The organism is Pseudomonas tremae, assembly GCF_023278125.1.
GTDB lineage: Bacteria > Pseudomonadota > Gammaproteobacteria > Pseudomonadales > Pseudomonadaceae > Aquipseudomonas > Aquipseudomonas tremae.
In genome coordinates, this window is sequence record NZ_CP066270.1 from 5,670,733 (window position 1) to 5,687,126 (window position 16,394).

Here is a 16,394-nt window from a genome sequence, read left to right on the forward strand (position 1 = left end):
CATACCCTGTTACCCGTCACGGGAGGGGTATGAGCGTGGGATGTTGAGTGGGCGCCTGTTCCGATGGCGTCTGTATATGGCCGGACGAGAGGGATTACCCATGAAGAAGTTTTTGTTGGCTGTAGGCTTGTTGAGCATCGCAGGCACTGCCCTCGCGGCAGGTAAACCCTGTGAAGAACTGAAAAGTGAAATCGACGCCAGACTGCAAGCGAAGGGCGTAACGTCCTACACGCTGGAAGTCGTCGAGAAAGGCAGTGCTTCGTCCGACAAGCAAGTCGTCGGCACCTGTGAAGGCGGCGCCAAGGAAATTGTCTACCAGCGCGGTTGATTACCGGTCGAGCCTGACGTTCGAATCTGATTCAGGTCGGGCCGTCGGTTAATCCCGTTTGCGGGGTAGATGAACAGAATCGCCCCGGACCGAGTGTTCTCTGTCCGGGGCGATTGTGTTTGCGGTCGATTATTTCCGATTCGGAAAGTCGCCTAGCCGTGTGCAACCTGCGCCAGAATCTCGTATGAGCGCAGTCGATCCTGATGCTCATACATGTCGCAGGTGAAGAGCAGTTCATCGGCATCGGTCTGCTCGAGCAGCACATCCAGCTTGGCGCGGATCTTGTCCGGACCGCCGACCATTGCCAGCCCCAGAAAACTCGCTACTGCTTCACGCTCATGTGGCAGCCACAGGCCGTCCATCGATTCGACCGGTGGCCGCTGCATCAGGCTGTGCCCGCGCATCAACGCCAGAATGCGCTGGTAGACCGAGGTCGCCAGGTACTCGGCCTGTTCGTCGGTGTCTGCCGCAGAAAGCGGAACGCCGAGCATCACGTACGGCTTGTCGAGCACTGCGGATGGCTGGAAATGATTGCGATAAACACGAATCGCCTCGTGCATGTAGCGCGGCGCGAAGTGCGAAGCGAAGGCATACGGCAGCCCGCGCATGCCGGCCAGTTGAGCGCTGAACAGGCTCGACCCCAGCAACCAGATCGGTACATTGGTGCCCGAGCCTGGTACAGCGATCACTTTTTGATCAGCCGTGCGCGGCCCCAGATATTCCATCAGCTCGGTGACATCATCCGGGAAGTCCTCGGCGCTGCCGGAGCGCTCGCGACGAAGCGCACGTGCGGTCATTTGATCGGAACCTGGTGCGCGGCCCAGGCCCAGGTCGATCCGGTCGGGATAAAGGCTTGCCAGGGTGCCGAACTGCTCGGCCACCACCAGCGGCGCGTGGTTGGGCAGCATGATCCCGCCAGCGCCCACGCGAATGGTCGACGTACCACCGGCCAGGTACGCCAGCAGCACAGAGGTCGCTGAACTGGCGATACCGTCCATGTTGTGGTGTTCCGCCACCCAGAAGCGGTTGTAGCCCAGTTTTTCAACGTGTTGAGCCAGGTTCAGAGAGTTGCGCAAGGACTCCGCTGGCCCCCTGTCATGACGCACAGGGACCAGATCAAGAGTCGAAATTTTTACATCTGCCAGACGTTTCATAGGCCGGGAAAGCTCCTCGAATTGAGATGGGCTGGCTGCTGGAGCTGCCCATGATGAAACAGCAGTGCGGGCGCAAGTCTTGCTTTTCAATGGCACGCGGGCAAAAACCTACTTAAACGGTAGGTCTTTCCGACGGTTGAACTTTCCAGAGTCGTCTATCCTCAGAACCTTGTAACAGCAATGATCCAAATTCATTCCAAAAGGAGCCACCATGAGCATCGTCAAGAAAGCATCCGCCCACTGGGAAGGTGATCTGAAAAGCGGTATCGGCAGCATCTCCACGGAAACCGGCGTGTTGCGTGAAGCACCTTATGGCTTCAAGGCACGTTTTGAAGGCGGCAAAGGCACCAACCCGGAAGAGCTGATCGGTGCAGCCCATGCAGGCTGTTTCTCGATGGCCCTGTCCATGATTCTGGGCAACGCCGGCCTGACCGCCGACAGCATCGACACGCAAGCTGACGTAACGCTGGACCAGGTTGAAGGCGGTTTCGCCATCAGCGCTGTGCATTTGACCCTCAAAGCCAAAGTGCCGGGTGCAACACAAGAGAAGTTCGACGAATTGACCAAGCAGGCCAAAGAAGGCTGCCCGGTTTCAAAAGTGTTGAACGCCAAGATCACCCTGGACGCCACATTAGTGAGCTGATCCACGGAGAGCCTTGCGGGAGCGCCTTGTGCGCTCCTGTATCTACTGTATAAAGCTGGCTTGCTTCATCAGTCGCGCGTCTATCGGCGTGTGGTTTGATTTTGATCAGGAGTCGAGCATGAAACGTTTTATTCTGGCTGTGACCTGTACCGTGCTGGCCACCAGCGCCTTGGCAGCGCCTAAATCCTGTGAAGAACTCAAGGATGAAATCGAAGCCAAGATCCAGGCCAATAACGTGACGTCCTACACCCTGGAAATCGTTGCCAACGAAGAGGCTACCGATCCCAATATGGTCGTAGGCACCTGCGATAACGGCACTAAAAAGATTATCTATCAGCGTAACGATCGCTGACTGGACCGGCTGTTCAGATGCAATGAACGCCGCCCTCTTGTTCCTCCTCGGCCACCACCTTGCGCTCTGCATCGTATAGCCAGGCGTCTACACTGTTAGCCAGTGAGCGCACCTCCAGCACATAGCGCTGCCCTGCGACGAAGTGGTCGTACCGAACGCTGACGTAGCAGGTAATCTCTGTGTACTCGTCACCAATCATCCCCATCCCGCCCGACCGGTACTCGTAGTCATAACGCACTTGCAGCTTGTGGCTGCCCGGCGTCACCTGAAAATAGCGCCCGTCGTAAGTGTTTTCGCCATCCAGCTTGTCGGCCATGATCAACTGACCGGTGATAGTGCGCATGTCGACCCACGCCATGTTCGGGTCGACGGCTGGCAACGGACCGGCGCAGCCAGCGAGAGTCGCGAGGGTGAAGGCGGTTATCAGGGGGAACAGGCGCATTTTGGTAGTTCCAGGCTACGTGGATTGAGGTGTTGCTTGACGCATACCCTGCCATAAGTATTCGAAGGTTTTACCTTCCTGGTTACCCGTTACCAAACATTTGCCACAACGACGCCCCCACCCCGGTGATGCTCTCCCCCGCAATCAGCCCTGCTGCTGCAGTAATCGCGAAGCGCTCGGTGAGGCTCGCCCAGCGGCAGCTCACCACCCACGTGAGCACCGCGCCGAGAGCCATCATCAACGACACTGACGCCGGAAGCACAAACGCAAGACCCAGGGCGGCAGCGCTTGGCAAGTATCGGGCGCGACGGGTTGGCAACGTGCTGTCGAGGACACCCAGCAATACACCTACCAGGCCCGCAATGAAAATAGCCCAGCGGATGCTCTCCGACAACGAGTCCAGCCCGTGGGTCAGGGTTTGCGCCACAGCCTTCCAGGTAGCAACGGCCGGAGCTGGCCATTCTTCGGTGAGCAGCATGGTCTGCGGGTCCGGGATCAGCGCCATATAGGCCAGCACCCCGACGATACTGCCGACGAAAATCCCCAGCGTTTGTGCGACCAGTTGCTTGCGTGGCGTTGCACCAATCGCCTTGCCCACCTTGAAGTCGTTCATCAGGTCCGTGCATTGTCCTGCCGCCCCGCCCGCCGTGTTGGCGCTCATTAAATTGATCGTGACCTGACCTGGCGCGACGATGCCAAAGCTCAACTGCGACAACTGCCCGATCGCACCGATAGGCGGAATGCCGGTTGCACCGACAACCCGCGCAGCCACTGCCGCAAGGCAGACCGCCAGAGGAATGGTCAATAACGCCATCCACAGATTGATCCCGAACAACAGCGCCTGCAGGCTCACCACCAGAATGATCGACAGCATCAGACCAAGCGCAGGTCCCGATTTGGGCACTGCCCAAATCGTGCCGCTGCCTGCCTTTGTGGACTTGTGCAATGCCCACAACCGAATCGTCAGCGACGCCAGCGTCGAGCAGACCATCAAACTCACACCTGGCCACAGAAGCCACTCCACTAGCGCCGCGAACTGCGGGCCACTGTTGTCAGCCGGCAATGTCACCAGACCTTGCGTCAACAGCCAAGGCGCCAGCCCGCCCCACGCCAGCAAGGCACCCAGCAAGAGCGTCATACCGACACGAATGCCGATGATTGCACCGAACCCCACCAACAGCAGCGAAGGGTCTGCGGTGAACGTCAAACGCTCCAGCTGCGCACTCGGCGACCAGCGCGGAAACGCCCACACAAACGTATCCACCCACTTCGCCAGCGCAGACAGCAACGCCGCGCTGAGCAACACCTTCAACCGCGTCGTCGCTTCCCGTCCGTGGTTGTAAATATGCAACAGGGTCTCCAGCGTCGCCATGCCCTCGGGAAACTTCAGCGAGGTGTCATTGAGCAACGAAGGCCGCAAATACCACGCAATCCAGATCCCCAGAAAACTCACCGAAAACACCCACGCCATCATCGGAATCGCATCCAGCTGCTGCCCCGTCAACAAGGTATAAGCCGGAATCGGAGCCACCAATCCACCGGAAATGATCGACGCCGCCGCCGACGCTACCGTTTGATTGATATTGCTCTCGTGCAACGTCCACGGCAGCTGATCGGACGAGCGTTTGGCCAGGCCCTGCCAGATGGCGTAACCGATCAGCAGCGCAATGATCGACATGTTGAACGACCAACCGATCTTCAGGCCTGCGTAGACGTTGGAGGGGGTAAGCAGGATGCCGAGGATGACGCCGGTAACGACGGCACGCAGGCTGAGTTCGCGCTGGACGGGGGGAATTTGCGGGGTTGGGGCTGTAGACATGCGGAATCCTTTCGCTGATCAATTCCAAAAAGGGCGAGTCTCCCAACCAGTAGGTAAACCTAAGACAGCTGAGGTCAATCCAGCTTTTCCTAGTGTGACGTTGGGAAGAGTTGCAATTAACGCTTTGAATCGATGTTTCCAGTCTGCTGTAGGGTCAATCACCTGCAGCAACGCCTGCACTGCCACCGCCCTTGCAAATAAACGTCCTCGATCTGCTTCTGTCGGAAACTCGTTCTTTATTGACTTGGCGAACTGAGGGGTATCGGATGTGATTGATGTGTTCCATAACCGACTGTGGTGAGCACTGATATTGCGTAACAGCGTCAGGCTTTTCAGCCAGCTGCCCAGTACGCCCTCGTTATAACCAAAGCAGGTTGCAATTTTTTTCTTGTGATCAAGATGTAAGCCCGCCAGTAGTCGCGACAGCTGTCCAATAGTCATCTGTTCGAGCACGACCCAAATGGGCGGAAAGGCTGGAGTGTTGTAGTGATCGTAATAATGCTGAATCGCAAGATTCTGGCCCCTAAGCCCCATCACTTGCTTCAGGAAAGCGCGATGCTCATCCATATTCCGGAAATGAACGGCATTTAAGTAAAAATGGGGGCCGCAGGCGCGATGATTAGCCAATGTATTAGCGATTACTGAACGAAACGCCACTTCGATACGGTCGATGCCGTCCAGACAAAGCAGGCGCAGTCTTCGATCAAAATCGTAGAGCGCCAGAATGTCATCAAACTGCACAGCAGGAAAAAACTGCTTGGCTGAATCTTGCAGGGGGCGTATGTAAATCAGCAATCGGTAATGCCCGATAAATTGTAAAGCGCGAAGTGCTTTTTCAGTCTGACCTCGTGTATCCAGTCCTTTTTTGCGCAGGTGGCGCAGGAGTGCATGAGGGGTTTTTGCAGGCTTATCGAAAAGGACGGGGACGTGTGACAAGCCTTAGCTTCCTGCTGGCAAGGTATAGAAAAAACTAACCCCCTGGTGCGCAGTACGGGACAAGTCCCGCCCGAGGCGTGGGGGTTATTCTTGGGCACAAGGCTATTGGTGCGCTGGCAAGCTGTCAATCAAATTTGACCAATGGGGCTGGTCTCGGCTGTGAAGTGCAGCACTTGCACCTCCCCCCACCCGTCCGGCATAACATCACCCCATCACAACTACCAAAGCCCTGCCCTCCATGCCCACGCCTGCCGCTTCACGCCTTAGCAACCTTTTAGCACTCATGGCCCTTACGCTGCTCGCCGGTTGCTCCAGCGTTTCCTACTATGGACAGTTGGCGCAGGGGCAGTGGCAGTTGCTGCAGGCGCGTGAGCCGGTGGACAAGATTATCGCTGACCCGGCGCGGGACGCCGGTTTACGCGACCATCTGGCCCGGTCGCAACTGGCGCGGACGTTTGCCAGCGAGCATTTGCACCTGCCGGATAACAAGAGCTATCGCCTGTATGCGGATTTGGGGCGGCCTTATGTGGTGTGGAATGTGTTTGCGACGGATGAGTTTTCGCTGGAGCCTGTCACGCACTGTTTTCCGATCGCCGGGTGTGTGGCGTATCGCGGTTATTACAGCCCTGGCGGAGCGCGTGGCGAGGCGGCGTTGCAGCGGCAGGCGGGCAAGGATGTGTATCTGAGTGGCGTCGAGGCGTATTCGACGTTGGGCTGGTTTGATGATCCGATCCTCAGCTCGATGCTGGGCTGGGGCGACGAGCGTTTGGCGACGCTGATCTTTCATGAGCTGGCGCATCAGCGTTTTTATGTGAAGGACGACACTGAGTTCAATGAGTCCTACGCCAGTTTCGTCGAGCAGGAAGGTACGCGGCAGTGGCGCGCTGCGCGCGGTTTGCCGCCCGAGAATGTTTCGCAGTCGGCGCGGCGTGATCAGTTTATTCAGCTGGTGCTGGATACCCGCGAGCGGCTCAAGGCGCTTTATCGTCAGCCGCTGTCGGCTGAGGTGATGCGCATGCGCAAGGCTGAGGAGTTCGAGCGGCTGCGACGGGATTATCGGAAGGTACGTGACGAGCAATGGGCGGGCGACAAGCGTTTTGATGGCTGGATCAAAGGCCCGATGAACAACGCCAAACTGCTGCCATTCGGGCTTTATGATCAATGGGTGCCAGCGTTTGCGGCGTTGTTCAGGCAGGAGAACGGGGATTGGCAGGCGTTTTATCGGGCTGTGGATAAGTTGGGCGGGATGCCGGTCGAGGCGCGCAAGGCGGCGCTACGAGCATTGATGCCTTGAGCACCCGATTATCGTTACGACGCTCCGCGTGGTAATGCCTTTCTGGACGCTCTGCGTCCGACCCTGAGGACGTGGCGCGGCGCAGAATTCGTCACGGGAGATATTCCTACGCTGGAGCGTAGGAACGATAGTTACGGCTTATCAAACCCCTCCGTCAGATGCTGGTCCTTGAGCTTCACGTAGTTCGTAGCGCTGTAAGGGAAAAAGGCGATTTCCTTTTCGGTGAGTGCGCGCACTTGTTTGACTGGACGGCCAACGTACAAAAAGCCGCTTTCCAGCACTTTGCCCGGTGGCACCAGGCTGCCTGCGCCGATGATCACTTCGTCTTCGACAACAGCGCCGTCCATGATGGTGGTGCCCATGCCGACCAGGATGCGGTTACCCAATGTGCAGCCGTGCAGCATGGCCTTGTGGCCGATGGTTACTTCGTCGCCGATCAGCAGCGGGAAGCCGTCCGGGTTGAAAGGGCCGGCGTGGGTGATGTGCAGCACGCTGCCATCCTGCACGCTGGTGCGTGCGCCGATGCGGATGCGGTGCATGTCGCCGCGTACGACCGTCAGCGGCCAGACTGAACTGTCGGCGCCAATTTCGACATCGCCGATGACGATCGCCGAATGATCGACAAAGGCCCGTTCGCCGAGGGCTGGGGTGTGCTCCTGAAACGTGCGGATAGCCACGATAGGCTCCTTCTTTGACAGTGATAGGCGTGCAGAACAGGTTTGGTTGCTGCGGTCGGCGTCGATTGTAATTAAGATGGCTGAGTGTTTCTTCAAGGCAAGGTGCAAAACCGTGAGCGCGAACAACCCTCTTCTGCAATCGTACGACCTGCCACCCTTTTCGGCGATTCGTGCCGAACATGTCAAACCTGCTATTGAACAGATCCTGGCCGACAACCGTGCCGCGATTGCTGACATCCTCGCCAAACAGGGTTCTACACCGACCTGGGCCGGGCTAGTGCTGACCATGGACGAATTGAATGACCGCCTGGGCGCGGCATGGAGTCCGGTCAGCCACTTGAATGCCGTGTGCAACAGCGCGCAACTGCGTGAAGCCTACGAATCGTGCCTGCCGGCGTTGAGTGCTTACTCCACCGAGATGGGTCAGAACCGCGCGTTGTTCCAGGCGTATGAAGCGCTGGCCAACGGCCCGGAAGCGGCCGGTTTCGATGTGGGTCAGAAGACCATCCTGGAACAGGCGCTGCGCGACTTCCGTCTGTCCGGTATCGATCTGCCGCCCGAGCAGCAGAAGCGTTACGCCGAAGTACAGAGCAAGCTGTCGGAGCTGGGCAGTCAGTTTTCCAATCAGTTGCTCGATGCCACTCAGGCCTGGACCAAGCTGGTCGCTGACGAGTCCGCCCTCGCTGGTCTGACCGATTCTGCCAAACAGCAGATGGCTGCCGCCGCCAAGGCCAAGGATCTCGAAGGCTATCTGATCACCCTGGAATTCCCGAGCTACTACGCGGTGATGACCTACGCCGAAGACCGCGCGCTGCGCGAAGAAGTCTACGCGGCCTACTGCACTCGCGCCTCGGATCAAGGCCCGAACGCTGGCAAGAACGACAATACTCCGGTCATGGAGCAGATTCTCGATCTGCGTCAGGAGCTGGCGCAGTTGCTGGGTTATGCGAATTTCGCCGAGCTGAGCCTGGCGACCAAGATGGCCGAGTCCAGCGATCAGGTGCTGAGTTTCCTGCGCGATCTGGCCAAGCGCAGCAAGCCCTTCGCCGCTCAGGACCTGGAGCAGCTCAAGGCTTACGCCGCCGAACAGGGCTGTCCGGATCTGCAAAGCTGGGACAGCGGTTTCTACGGCGAGAAGCTGCGTGAGCAGCGTTACAGCGTTTCTCAGGAAATCCTGCGCGCCTACTTCCCCATCGACAAAGTGCTCGGCGGCCTGTTCGCTATCGTCCAGCGTCTTTACGGCATCGAGATCGCCGAGCAGAAAGGCTTCGATACCTGGCACCCGGACGTTCGTCTGTTCGAGATCAAGGAAAACGGCCAGCACGTCGGGCGTTTCTTTTTCGATCTGTATGCCCGCGCCAACAAGCGTGGCGGTGCCTGGATGGACGGCGCTCGTGACCGTCGCCGCACGGCTGAAGGCACGCTGCAAAGCCCGGTGGCCAATCTGGTGTGCAACTTCACACCGGCCGTTGCCGGCAAGCCTGCACTGCTGACCCACGATGAAGTCACCACCCTGTTCCACGAGTTCGGTCACGGCCTGCACCACTTGTTGACTCGTGTCGAGCATGCCGGTGTGTCCGGTATCAATGGCGTGGCCTGGGACGCGGTCGAGTTGCCGAGCCAGTTCATGGAAAACTGGTGCTGGGAGCCTGAAGGTCTGGCACTGATTTCCGGTCATTACGAAACCGGCGAACCACTGCCGCAGGACTTGCTGGAGAAGATGCTCGCAGCCAAGAACTTCCAGTCCGGTCTGATGATGGTGCGTCAGCTGGAATTCTCGATGTTCGACTTCGAGCTGCACGCTACTCACGGTGATGGCCGCAGCGTGCTTGAAGTTCTGGAGGGCGTTCGTGACGAAGTCTCTGTGATGCGTCCGCCCGCCTACAACCGCTTCCCGAACAGCTTCGCGCACATCTTCGCAGGCGGCTATGCAGCCGGTTATTACAGCTACAAGTGGGCCGAAGTGCTGTCTGCCGACGCGTTCTCGAAGTTCGAGGAAGATGGCGTGCTCAATGCCGAAACCGGTCGCGCCTTCCGCGAAGCGATTCTGGCGCGTGGTGGCTCACAGGCGCCGATGGTGCTGTTCGTCGACTTCCGCGGACGCGAGCCGTCGATTGACGCATTGTTGCGTCACAGTGGCTTGAGTGAGGATGCGGCAGCATGACCGATACACCGGTAATCGTTACCAAGAAACGCTTCATCGCCGGGGCTGTCTGCCCGGCGTGCAGCGAGCCTGACAAGCTGATGATGTGGAGCGAAGACGACGTGCCGCACCGCGAGTGCGTGGGGTGTGGCTACAGCGACACGCTTAATGCCCAAGGGATTTCGATCCCTAAGGAGTTGGGCACGCGCGTCAACAAGGCTGCGGTAAAACCGGCTGACCCAAAGGTTCAGGGCGTGCAGTTTTTCCCGAATCCGAAGTTGAAGAAGCCGGTTGATCCGAGCTGACTTCAGTGACGATCCATGTGTTCAGGGGCGCTAATGCGCCCCTTTTTATGTAACGATCAATTCGGTTTCTTTACTTTTTTCTTTTTTATCAACGTGTCTATCCCCACAAACGCGTTGGCCAATGCGATCAATAACGTGTTGTCTCGAGCATCCAGAATGCCATCGCCATCAGCATCTGCCTGGCTTCGTACAGTGTCATAACCCTTGCCTTGACCGGAGGAAGTAACGAAGCTTATAAATTCGACATCTCCCTTTCCAGCATTGAGCTTGGTGTTCCAGAATTCCACCATGACTTCAGGACTGCTGTCGCCCATCAGTTCATCGGTCGATAACTTTATTTCATAATTAGCCATCTTCTCAATCCTCTTTTATTGATTGAGATGCCAGTACTGCCCGCTTCTCCGGCACCTGTGTAAGTCAGGTGTTATTACAAGCGCTAACCAGGCTTTACCAATCTGCCAATTCAGAAACCTTTTTCCTGAAGGCCAGTGCCAGAACAGTCAGCACTTCCTCATCCCTTCCCAGTTCACCGCGAATATGGTGTGTGCCGTGGGGATGCAACCTCACCCAGGCCTGTTCTTGCAGGTCGTCGTCCTCGAAAAACTGGATGGCTATTTCAGGATGGTCGTGTTGCTCGATATCTTCAGCCCACAACCGTATCTCGTACTTGGCCATCACCCACCTCGTTCTCAGGTAAATGCGCCAGTACCCGATAGCCGAGTTGGCGTCCCGCTACACTAGGCCTGAAGAAAAAGTGCGTCTACTGACAGAACTGACAGGTGGTTCTTTGTACAGTGTGCATAACATCTGACGCGGGGCGTTGATCGCAAGTATGAATACTGTCCGGACAAGCGGCGGACGCCGCTTGCCCTTGAGCATGTGTAAGTTCAGTCTGCTGCCCGATGCCTGCGTTTGTCGGCCAAGCGGCTTCGTCCGTACAGAATAGCGATGGCTGTCAGGGCGACGGCCTGTGCGCCAAGCGAGTACAGGTCGGCGTGAATGCCCAGCCAGTCGAATTCGAAGAACGGCACCGGACGTGTGCCGAATATGCCCGCTTCCTGCAACGCCTTCACGCCATGCCCGGCGAAGACCACCGACAGTGCGCAGAGCAAGGCGGCGTTGATGCCGAAGAACATCGACAGGGGCAGTTTTGCCGAGCCGCGCAAGATGATCCACGCCAGACCCACCAGCAGCACCAGCGCTGTGGCACCACCCGCCAATACTGCATCGTGACCGGCCGGACCTGCCTGCAACCAAAGGGTTTCGTAGAACAGGATGACTTCGAACAGCTCCCGGTATACCGAGAAGAAGGCCAGCACCGCGAACCCGAAACGGCCGCCGCCGCCGACCAGGCTGCTTTTGATGTAATCCTGCCAGGCGTCAGCGTGACGACGGTCGTGCATCCACACGCCTAGCCAGAGCACCATCACGCTGGCAAACAGCGCCGTGGCGCCCTCCAGCAACTCGCGCTGTGCACCACTGACATCAATGACATAAGCCGCCAGCGCCCAGGTACCCAGGCCGGCCAGCAACGCCAGGCCCCAGCCCACATTGACGCTGCGCACCGCAGACTGTTGCCCGGTGTTGCGCAGAAACGCCAGAATCGCTGCCAGCACCAGAATCGCTTCCAGCCCTTCACGCAGCAGGATCAACAGGCCCGAAATATAGCTCAGCGACAGGCTCAGGCCATCGCTGCCCAACAGCCCCGCCGATTGCTTGAGTCTGGCTTTGGCGACCTCCAGTTTTTGTACGACCTGCGGGAGCGGCAAGCTGTCCTGCAGCGACTGTCGGTAAGCCATCAGGCTCTTTTCAGTGTCCTTGCGAACGTTGGCGTCCACGTTGTCCAGCGAGCTTTCGACCAGCTCGAAGCCTTCCAGATAAGCCGCTACTGACAAGTCGTAGGCCTGCTCGCGGTCACCTGCCTGATAAGCTGCCAGGCTTTTGTCCAGCGTTACGCTGGTGTAGTCGAGCAATTGCGCCGGACCGCGCTGCACTTGTGGTGGCTGTGCGCGTTGAGCACGAAAGGTCGCTGCAGCATCGGAGCCTTCGGCTGCCAGGACTTCTGCCGGGGTCTGACGCGCCAGGTCGGCAATGTTGAAGGTTTTTGTGGCGTTGGCCACCGGTTGCGCGCTGAAACTGGCGATATAGGTGGCAATGTCCCAGCGCTGACGATCGTCCAGCTGATCAGCGAACGCAGGCATGTCGGTGCCAGCGATGCCCAGCCCGAGCGAGCTGTAGAGGTCGTACAGGCTCAGGCGGTCCAGGCGCGCCGTATCACGCAGGTTAGAAGGTGCCGGCTCCAGGCCGATGCCTGCAGGGCCATCACCGGCCCCTGTATCGCCGTGACAGACCGAACAATGTTGGGCATACAAGGGCGCGCCACGCGCAGGGTCCGGCGTGATGGCCGGTGCCTGGCTGACTTCATAGGCCGCCGCCAGTTTCGCGGCCAGTTGCCGGGCCTGACGGGCGACGCGAGCGCCGTCCTGCCGATCACTGACTGCACGTGTCAGCTCAGCGATGCCTTGCTCCAGTTCCGCACGCTCGGCACGCTTTGGCAGCGTCAGGATCAGCGCCTGAAGCGTGGTCAGGGCATCGGTCTGCCGTTGATAGCCGGTTTCGGCCACAACCTTGCCATCTGCCACCGCTGAAGGGTAATCGGCGCTGAGATAGTCCAGCAGATGCAATGCCTGAGCTGCGCCCTCGACGGGGTCGGCCAGCACGCCGAGGCTGCACAGCGTCAGTAACGGCACTAACAGCCAGGCAAGGAAACGAGAACGGAGGGGCATTGCAGAATCTCAGTAAGAATGCGATGCGTTGCATTGTTAACTCAGCCAGAGCGCTACTCAAGAGTGATGACAGGTTTTTGTTACTGAATTTTTCAGGAAACGCTGGAAAACCCAGTCACGTTGCCGACAACAGGTGGGTTGGAAGTGGGAAAAGTCTGAAAGACATGTGAGATATCAAAATGCCATTGCTTTAAACGTTTCGCAGTTTATACTCCCGCGCTTTCGCCACCACCTTGATTCGGTTGTGTAAACGACACTCAGACAGCACTGCTGTTTGACCATGGACTGCATGGCAGGCGCCTCTCGCCTCTGCAATCACTAAGGGAATAGAAAGCACCATGTCTTCTCCTCGTGCCTTGACCGCGCTCGTATTGATCATTGCGACGCAATTGGCAGGCTGCTCTGCTTTTCGTAGCTACGACGCAGAACTGAAGGAAACCAGCCAGCAGCTGGCCAGCGGCAATGTTGACGCTGCACTGGGTTCGCTGGAGAAAAACAACACGGGCGAAGATAAAGACCTTCTCTACTACTTTGAGAAAGGCGAGCTGCTACGCGCCAAAGGCGATTTCAGCGGCAGCCAGATCGCATGGCGCACGGCTGATCGGACGGTGTTCAAGTGGGAGGAGTCAGTCAAGCTCGATACCGACAAGTATCTGGCCAGCTTCGGCAGCTTTCTGGTGAACGACAAGGTGCGTCGCTACGAAGGCTACGACTACGAAAAAGTCATGTTGACCACCCAGATGGCGCTCAACCTGCTGGCTTGCAACGACTTCGAAGGTGCCCGGACCGAGATAAAGAAAACTCACGAACGCGAAGCGGTCATTGCCGAACTGCGTGACAAGGAGTACCTGAAAAGCGAGCACGAAGCCGAGAATCAAGGCGTTAAAACCCAATTCAAGGAGCTGCGTGGCTATCCGGTGGCCTTGCTTGACGCCCCGGAAGTCATCAGCCTGAAAAACAGCTACCAGAGCGCGTTCAGTCATTATCTGGCGGGCTTTGTCTATGAAGCGCTGGGCGAAAAGGGCCTCGCTGCGCCGGGCTATCGCAAAGCGGCCGAACTACGGCCCAACACACCATTGCTGGAACAGGCCATCAAGGATCTCGACGCCGCTGTCAGCAAGGACGGTAACAGTGAGGTGCTGATCATTGTGCAGAGTGGCTTTGCCCCTGCCCGTGGTTCGGTGAGCATTCCATTGCCGCTGCCGATCAGCGGAAATCTGGTCATCACGCCGTTGTCTTTCCCGGTCATAACGGCGGATACCACCACGCCGACGTTCAACCAGATCGTGCTGGACGGCCAGCCACTCAATCTCACTCTGCTCAACAGCACCACAACCATGTCACGCCGTGCGCTGCGTGACGACATGCCGGGCATCATCCTGCGGACCACGGTGCGCGCCATCACCCGTGGTGTTGCGCAAAAGCAACTCAACGACGTCAACCCGCTGGCAGGTCTTGCGGTGGGAATTGCTTCGGCCGTTACCGAAGGTGCCGACACACGTACCTGGCGCACGTTGCCGGACAATACGCTCGTCGCTCGTTTGCGTCTGACGCATGGCGAGCATCAGATCATCCTGCCCAACTCACTGGGCGGTTCCCACGTGCGGGTCAAGGTCGATCAACGCTACCAGGTGGTTTCCTTGCGTGCCTTGGGCAGTCAGGTGTTTGCGGGCAGTCTCGCGGCGCAGGTCAATCCGTCGAACGTGCCGCAGGCCATAGCCACCGCCAAATAACCCTGAACGGAGACTTTCCATGTGCATGAAGTATTTCGGCGTGCTGGCCCTCGCCCTGCTGGCTGGCTGGCTGCGCTACCCCGCCGCCGCCCGCTCCGGGCAGTGCTGCCAGCAAGGTAGTAGTGATGGGCAAGATGAAAAATATTGAAGTCGGGGCCATGCGCGTTGCACGCGAAAATGGCTTCCTGACGGTCAAGGCACAACTGACCAACACCAGCAGCCGTAACAAGATGATGTATTACCGCTTCGCCTGGCTGGGCAACGATGGCTTCCCTGTTGCCGATGAAGAAAGCTGGAAAAGCATGACGCTGTATGGCTCGCAAAGCGCCGTGCTGCCAGCCATTGCGCCGGTCCCGCGCGCTACCGATTTCCGCATCGAAATCAATACGCCTTGAGCTCATAGCCCATTTTTCGGTTCTGGAGAATCAAACAATGCTGTTCAAACGTTTTTGCTTCATCGCTGCCGCTGCACTGCTGATTAACGGCTGTGCCAATACCTCACCGGGTCTGGGCAGCAAGAACATCAGTTACGGCGACACCAAGGCTGTCGAGACAATCACCAATGAGTTCGGCTCTACCGATCTGCAAATGATCGCGGAAAGCATGACTCGCTCTCTGGCCCAGTCAGGCATCCTGCAAGGGCGCCCGGTTGTCCAGGTCTACGATGTGAAGAACAAGACCAGCGAGTATATCGACACCCGTGAAATCACCACGTCGATCAAGACCCAGTTGATGAAAAGCGGCACAGCCCGTTTTGCCAGTGATGACAACCAGATGCAGAACCAGGTCGATCAGCTCAAGCTGCAAAACCAGAGCGGTCTGTATAAGAAAACCACTGTTGCCAAGACCGGCAACATGATCGCCGCCAAATATCGCCTGGAAGGCTCGATCAGTTCCATCGTCAAGCGCAGCGCCGACTACAAGGACGTCTTCTACAAGTTCAGCCTGCAATTGGTTGACGTCGAAAGCGGTCTTGCAGAGTGGATGGATGAAAAAGAAATTCGTAAAACCACGGAGCGTTAATCAATGCGCGCATGGATCGGAATTATCAGCTTGGTCTGCGCCATAGGGGCGCAGGCGGCCCCGAAGGTGGCAGTGACGGATATGGCATTTCAGGAGCGTGTGGAGCAATACATCCATAACGTTTCTGCACGCTCCACCCTGAGCGCGGATTACTACAGTACCCGAGCGTCGTCCAGTTATGACGAATACGAGTCGCGGACCAGCTATATCGAGCAAAGTGAGCTGCGCAAATTCAGTGGTGACATCAAGGGCGAGATTCTAAAGTCCGGGATGTTCCAGTTGGTGCAGGGTACGCCTTACACCACTGGCTCCAAGGAAGATGTCTACGACGTTATCAAGCGTATCAAGGACGGCCACTTCAAAGGCGCAGACTATGTGTTGTTCGGGACTGTCTCGGACATCGACTTTCGCGAGGACGTCGGCGAAATAGCCAACACCAATAGTCATTCGGCGATTCTTGGACTAACCCTTGTTGCCGATTTCAGCCTGATCAACACACGTACTTTCGAGGTCACCTCGGCCTTCACCGCTATGGGTGAGGGGCAGGACACAAAGCTGGTGAACGGGCGTGACATCAAGGTCTCGCACAATCGCGGTCTGGTTGTTCGGGAAGTCTCAAGGTCCATCGGTGAAGACGTCACTCGTCAGTTACGTGAGCAGTTGCGTGGCGAGATCGGGTTCACCGAACGACGCGAGCCACAAAATAGCCTGCCGAGAGATGAAGCACCGCGAATCTTGCGCTAGCAGTGCAAGAGCAAC

The 16,394-nt window shown here is 57.7% G+C and carries 18 protein-coding genes; 10 read left to right on the forward strand and 8 right to left on the reverse strand.

What is annotated here, in order from left to right; genetic code table 11:
* Window positions 1–100 precede the first annotated feature (100 nt).
* Window positions 101–328, forward strand: coding sequence for a DUF1161 domain-containing protein (locus I9H09_RS25730; protein ID WP_005894730.1), 228 nt, complete (start codon window positions 101–103; stop codon window positions 326–328).
* A gap of 152 nt (window positions 329–480) precedes the next feature.
* On the opposite strand, the gene I9H09_RS25735 is transcribed toward I9H09_RS25730, so the two are convergent.
* The gene (locus tag I9H09_RS25735) at window positions 481–1,482 is read right to left on the reverse strand and encodes an LLM class flavin-dependent oxidoreductase (RefSeq protein WP_053479931.1); all 1,002 of its coding nucleotides are present in this window, start codon (window positions 1,480–1,482) and stop codon (window positions 481–483) included.
* Window positions 1,483–1,693: 211 nt separating this feature from the next.
* On the opposite strand from I9H09_RS25735, the gene I9H09_RS25740 reads away from it, so the two are divergent.
* Both I9H09_RS25740 and I9H09_RS25745 read left to right on the forward strand, forming a co-directional pair.
* On the forward strand, window positions 1,694–2,125 hold the full coding sequence (locus I9H09_RS25740) for an OsmC family protein (RefSeq protein WP_005894726.1): 432 nt from the start codon (window positions 1,694–1,696) through the stop codon (window positions 2,123–2,125).
* Between the two features lie 118 nt (window positions 2,126–2,243).
* The gene (locus I9H09_RS25745; RefSeq protein ID WP_005894724.1) at window positions 2,244–2,477 is read left to right on the forward strand and encodes a DUF1161 domain-containing protein; all 234 of its coding nucleotides are present in this window, start codon (window positions 2,244–2,246) and stop codon (window positions 2,475–2,477) included.
* A 13-nt stretch (window positions 2,478–2,490) separates the two neighbouring features.
* Here I9H09_RS25745 and I9H09_RS25750 read toward each other — a convergent pair whose 3' ends face one another.
* The 3 genes from I9H09_RS25750 to I9H09_RS25760 all read right to left on the reverse strand — a co-directional run bounded on the left by I9H09_RS25750 (window position 2,491) and on the right by I9H09_RS25760 (window position 5,674).
* On the reverse strand, window positions 2,491–2,919 hold the full coding sequence (locus I9H09_RS25750) for a PA0061/PA0062 family lipoprotein (RefSeq protein WP_122347426.1): 429 nt from the start codon (window positions 2,917–2,919) through the stop codon (window positions 2,491–2,493).
* Window positions 2,920–3,001: 82 nt separating this feature from the next.
* Window positions 3,002–4,738 carry an OPT family oligopeptide transporter gene (locus tag I9H09_RS25755; RefSeq protein ID WP_122347425.1) on the reverse strand — a complete coding sequence of 579 codons (1,737 nt, stop codon included), beginning with the start codon at window positions 4,736–4,738 and terminating at the stop codon, window positions 3,002–3,004.
* Between the two features lie 18 nt (window positions 4,739–4,756).
* On the reverse strand, window positions 4,757–5,674 hold the full coding sequence (locus I9H09_RS25760; RefSeq protein WP_122312372.1) for an Abi family protein: 918 nt from the start codon (window positions 5,672–5,674) through the stop codon (window positions 4,757–4,759).
* Between the two features lie 238 nt (window positions 5,675–5,912).
* Between I9H09_RS25760 and I9H09_RS25765 the strand changes: the two genes are divergently transcribed.
* The gene (locus I9H09_RS25765; protein ID WP_054997175.1) at window positions 5,913–6,968 is read left to right on the forward strand and encodes an aminopeptidase; all 1,056 of its coding nucleotides are present in this window, start codon (window positions 5,913–5,915) and stop codon (window positions 6,966–6,968) included.
* Between the two features lie 131 nt (window positions 6,969–7,099).
* Here the strand turns inward: I9H09_RS25765 and I9H09_RS25770 are convergent, their stop codons facing one another.
* Window positions 7,100–7,645: a gamma carbonic anhydrase family protein gene (locus tag I9H09_RS25770; protein WP_005894708.1), complete on the reverse strand. Its 546-nt coding sequence runs from the start codon at window positions 7,643–7,645 to the stop codon at window positions 7,100–7,102.
* A gap of 76 nt (window positions 7,646–7,721) precedes the next feature.
* Between I9H09_RS25770 and prlC the strand changes: the two genes are divergently transcribed.
* Together prlC and I9H09_RS25780 are read left to right on the forward strand one after the other, a co-directional pair.
* A complete protein-coding gene (prlC, locus tag I9H09_RS25775) occupies window positions 7,722–9,809 on the forward strand; it encodes an oligopeptidase A (RefSeq protein ID WP_162010115.1) in 2,088 nt (695 codons plus the stop codon).
* Window positions 9,806–10,093: a YheV family putative zinc ribbon protein gene (locus I9H09_RS25780; protein WP_005894703.1), complete on the forward strand. Its 288-nt coding sequence runs from the start codon at window positions 9,806–9,808 to the stop codon at window positions 10,091–10,093. Before prlC ends, I9H09_RS25780 begins: the two co-directional genes overlap by 4 nt.
* 56 nt (window positions 10,094–10,149) lie before the next feature.
* On the opposite strand, the gene I9H09_RS25785 is transcribed toward I9H09_RS25780, so the two are convergent.
* The 3 genes from I9H09_RS25785 to I9H09_RS25795 all read right to left on the reverse strand — a co-directional run bounded on the left by I9H09_RS25785 (window position 10,150) and on the right by I9H09_RS25795 (window position 12,879).
* Window positions 10,150–10,446, reverse strand: coding sequence for a hypothetical protein (locus tag I9H09_RS25785; RefSeq protein WP_005894700.1), 297 nt, complete (start codon window positions 10,444–10,446; stop codon window positions 10,150–10,152).
* A gap of 94 nt (window positions 10,447–10,540) precedes the next feature.
* Window positions 10,541–10,768, reverse strand: coding sequence for a hypothetical protein (locus I9H09_RS25790; protein WP_005894697.1), 228 nt, complete (start codon window positions 10,766–10,768; stop codon window positions 10,541–10,543).
* A gap of 212 nt (window positions 10,769–10,980) precedes the next feature.
* The gene (locus tag I9H09_RS25795; protein WP_122324363.1) at window positions 10,981–12,879 is read right to left on the reverse strand and encodes a cytochrome c/FTR1 family iron permease; all 1,899 of its coding nucleotides are present in this window, start codon (window positions 12,877–12,879) and stop codon (window positions 10,981–10,983) included.
* 338 nt (window positions 12,880–13,217) lie between these two features.
* Here I9H09_RS25795 and I9H09_RS25800 point away from each other — a divergent pair, with 338 nt between their 5' ends.
* The 4 genes from I9H09_RS25800 to I9H09_RS25815 are packed head-to-tail and all read left to right on the forward strand — an operon-like array spanning window position 13,218 to window position 16,379.
* The gene (locus tag I9H09_RS25800) at window positions 13,218–14,612 is read left to right on the forward strand and encodes a COG3014 family protein (RefSeq protein WP_122324364.1); all 1,395 of its coding nucleotides are present in this window, start codon (window positions 13,218–13,220) and stop codon (window positions 14,610–14,612) included.
* 32 nt (window positions 14,613–14,644) lie between these two features.
* On the forward strand, window positions 14,645–15,007 hold the full coding sequence (locus I9H09_RS25805; protein ID WP_413038582.1) for a YcfL family putative periplasmic lipoprotein: 363 nt from the start codon (window positions 14,645–14,647) through the stop codon (window positions 15,005–15,007).
* Between the two features lie 37 nt (window positions 15,008–15,044).
* On the forward strand, window positions 15,045–15,635 hold the full coding sequence (gene lpoB / locus I9H09_RS25810) for a penicillin-binding protein activator LpoB (protein ID WP_032618530.1): 591 nt from the start codon (window positions 15,045–15,047) through the stop codon (window positions 15,633–15,635).
* Window positions 15,636–15,638: 3 nt separating this feature from the next.
* A complete protein-coding gene (locus I9H09_RS25815; RefSeq protein ID WP_122324365.1) occupies window positions 15,639–16,379 on the forward strand; it encodes a penicillin-binding protein activator LpoB in 741 nt (246 codons plus the stop codon).
* Window positions 16,380–16,394: the final 15 nt, after the last annotated feature.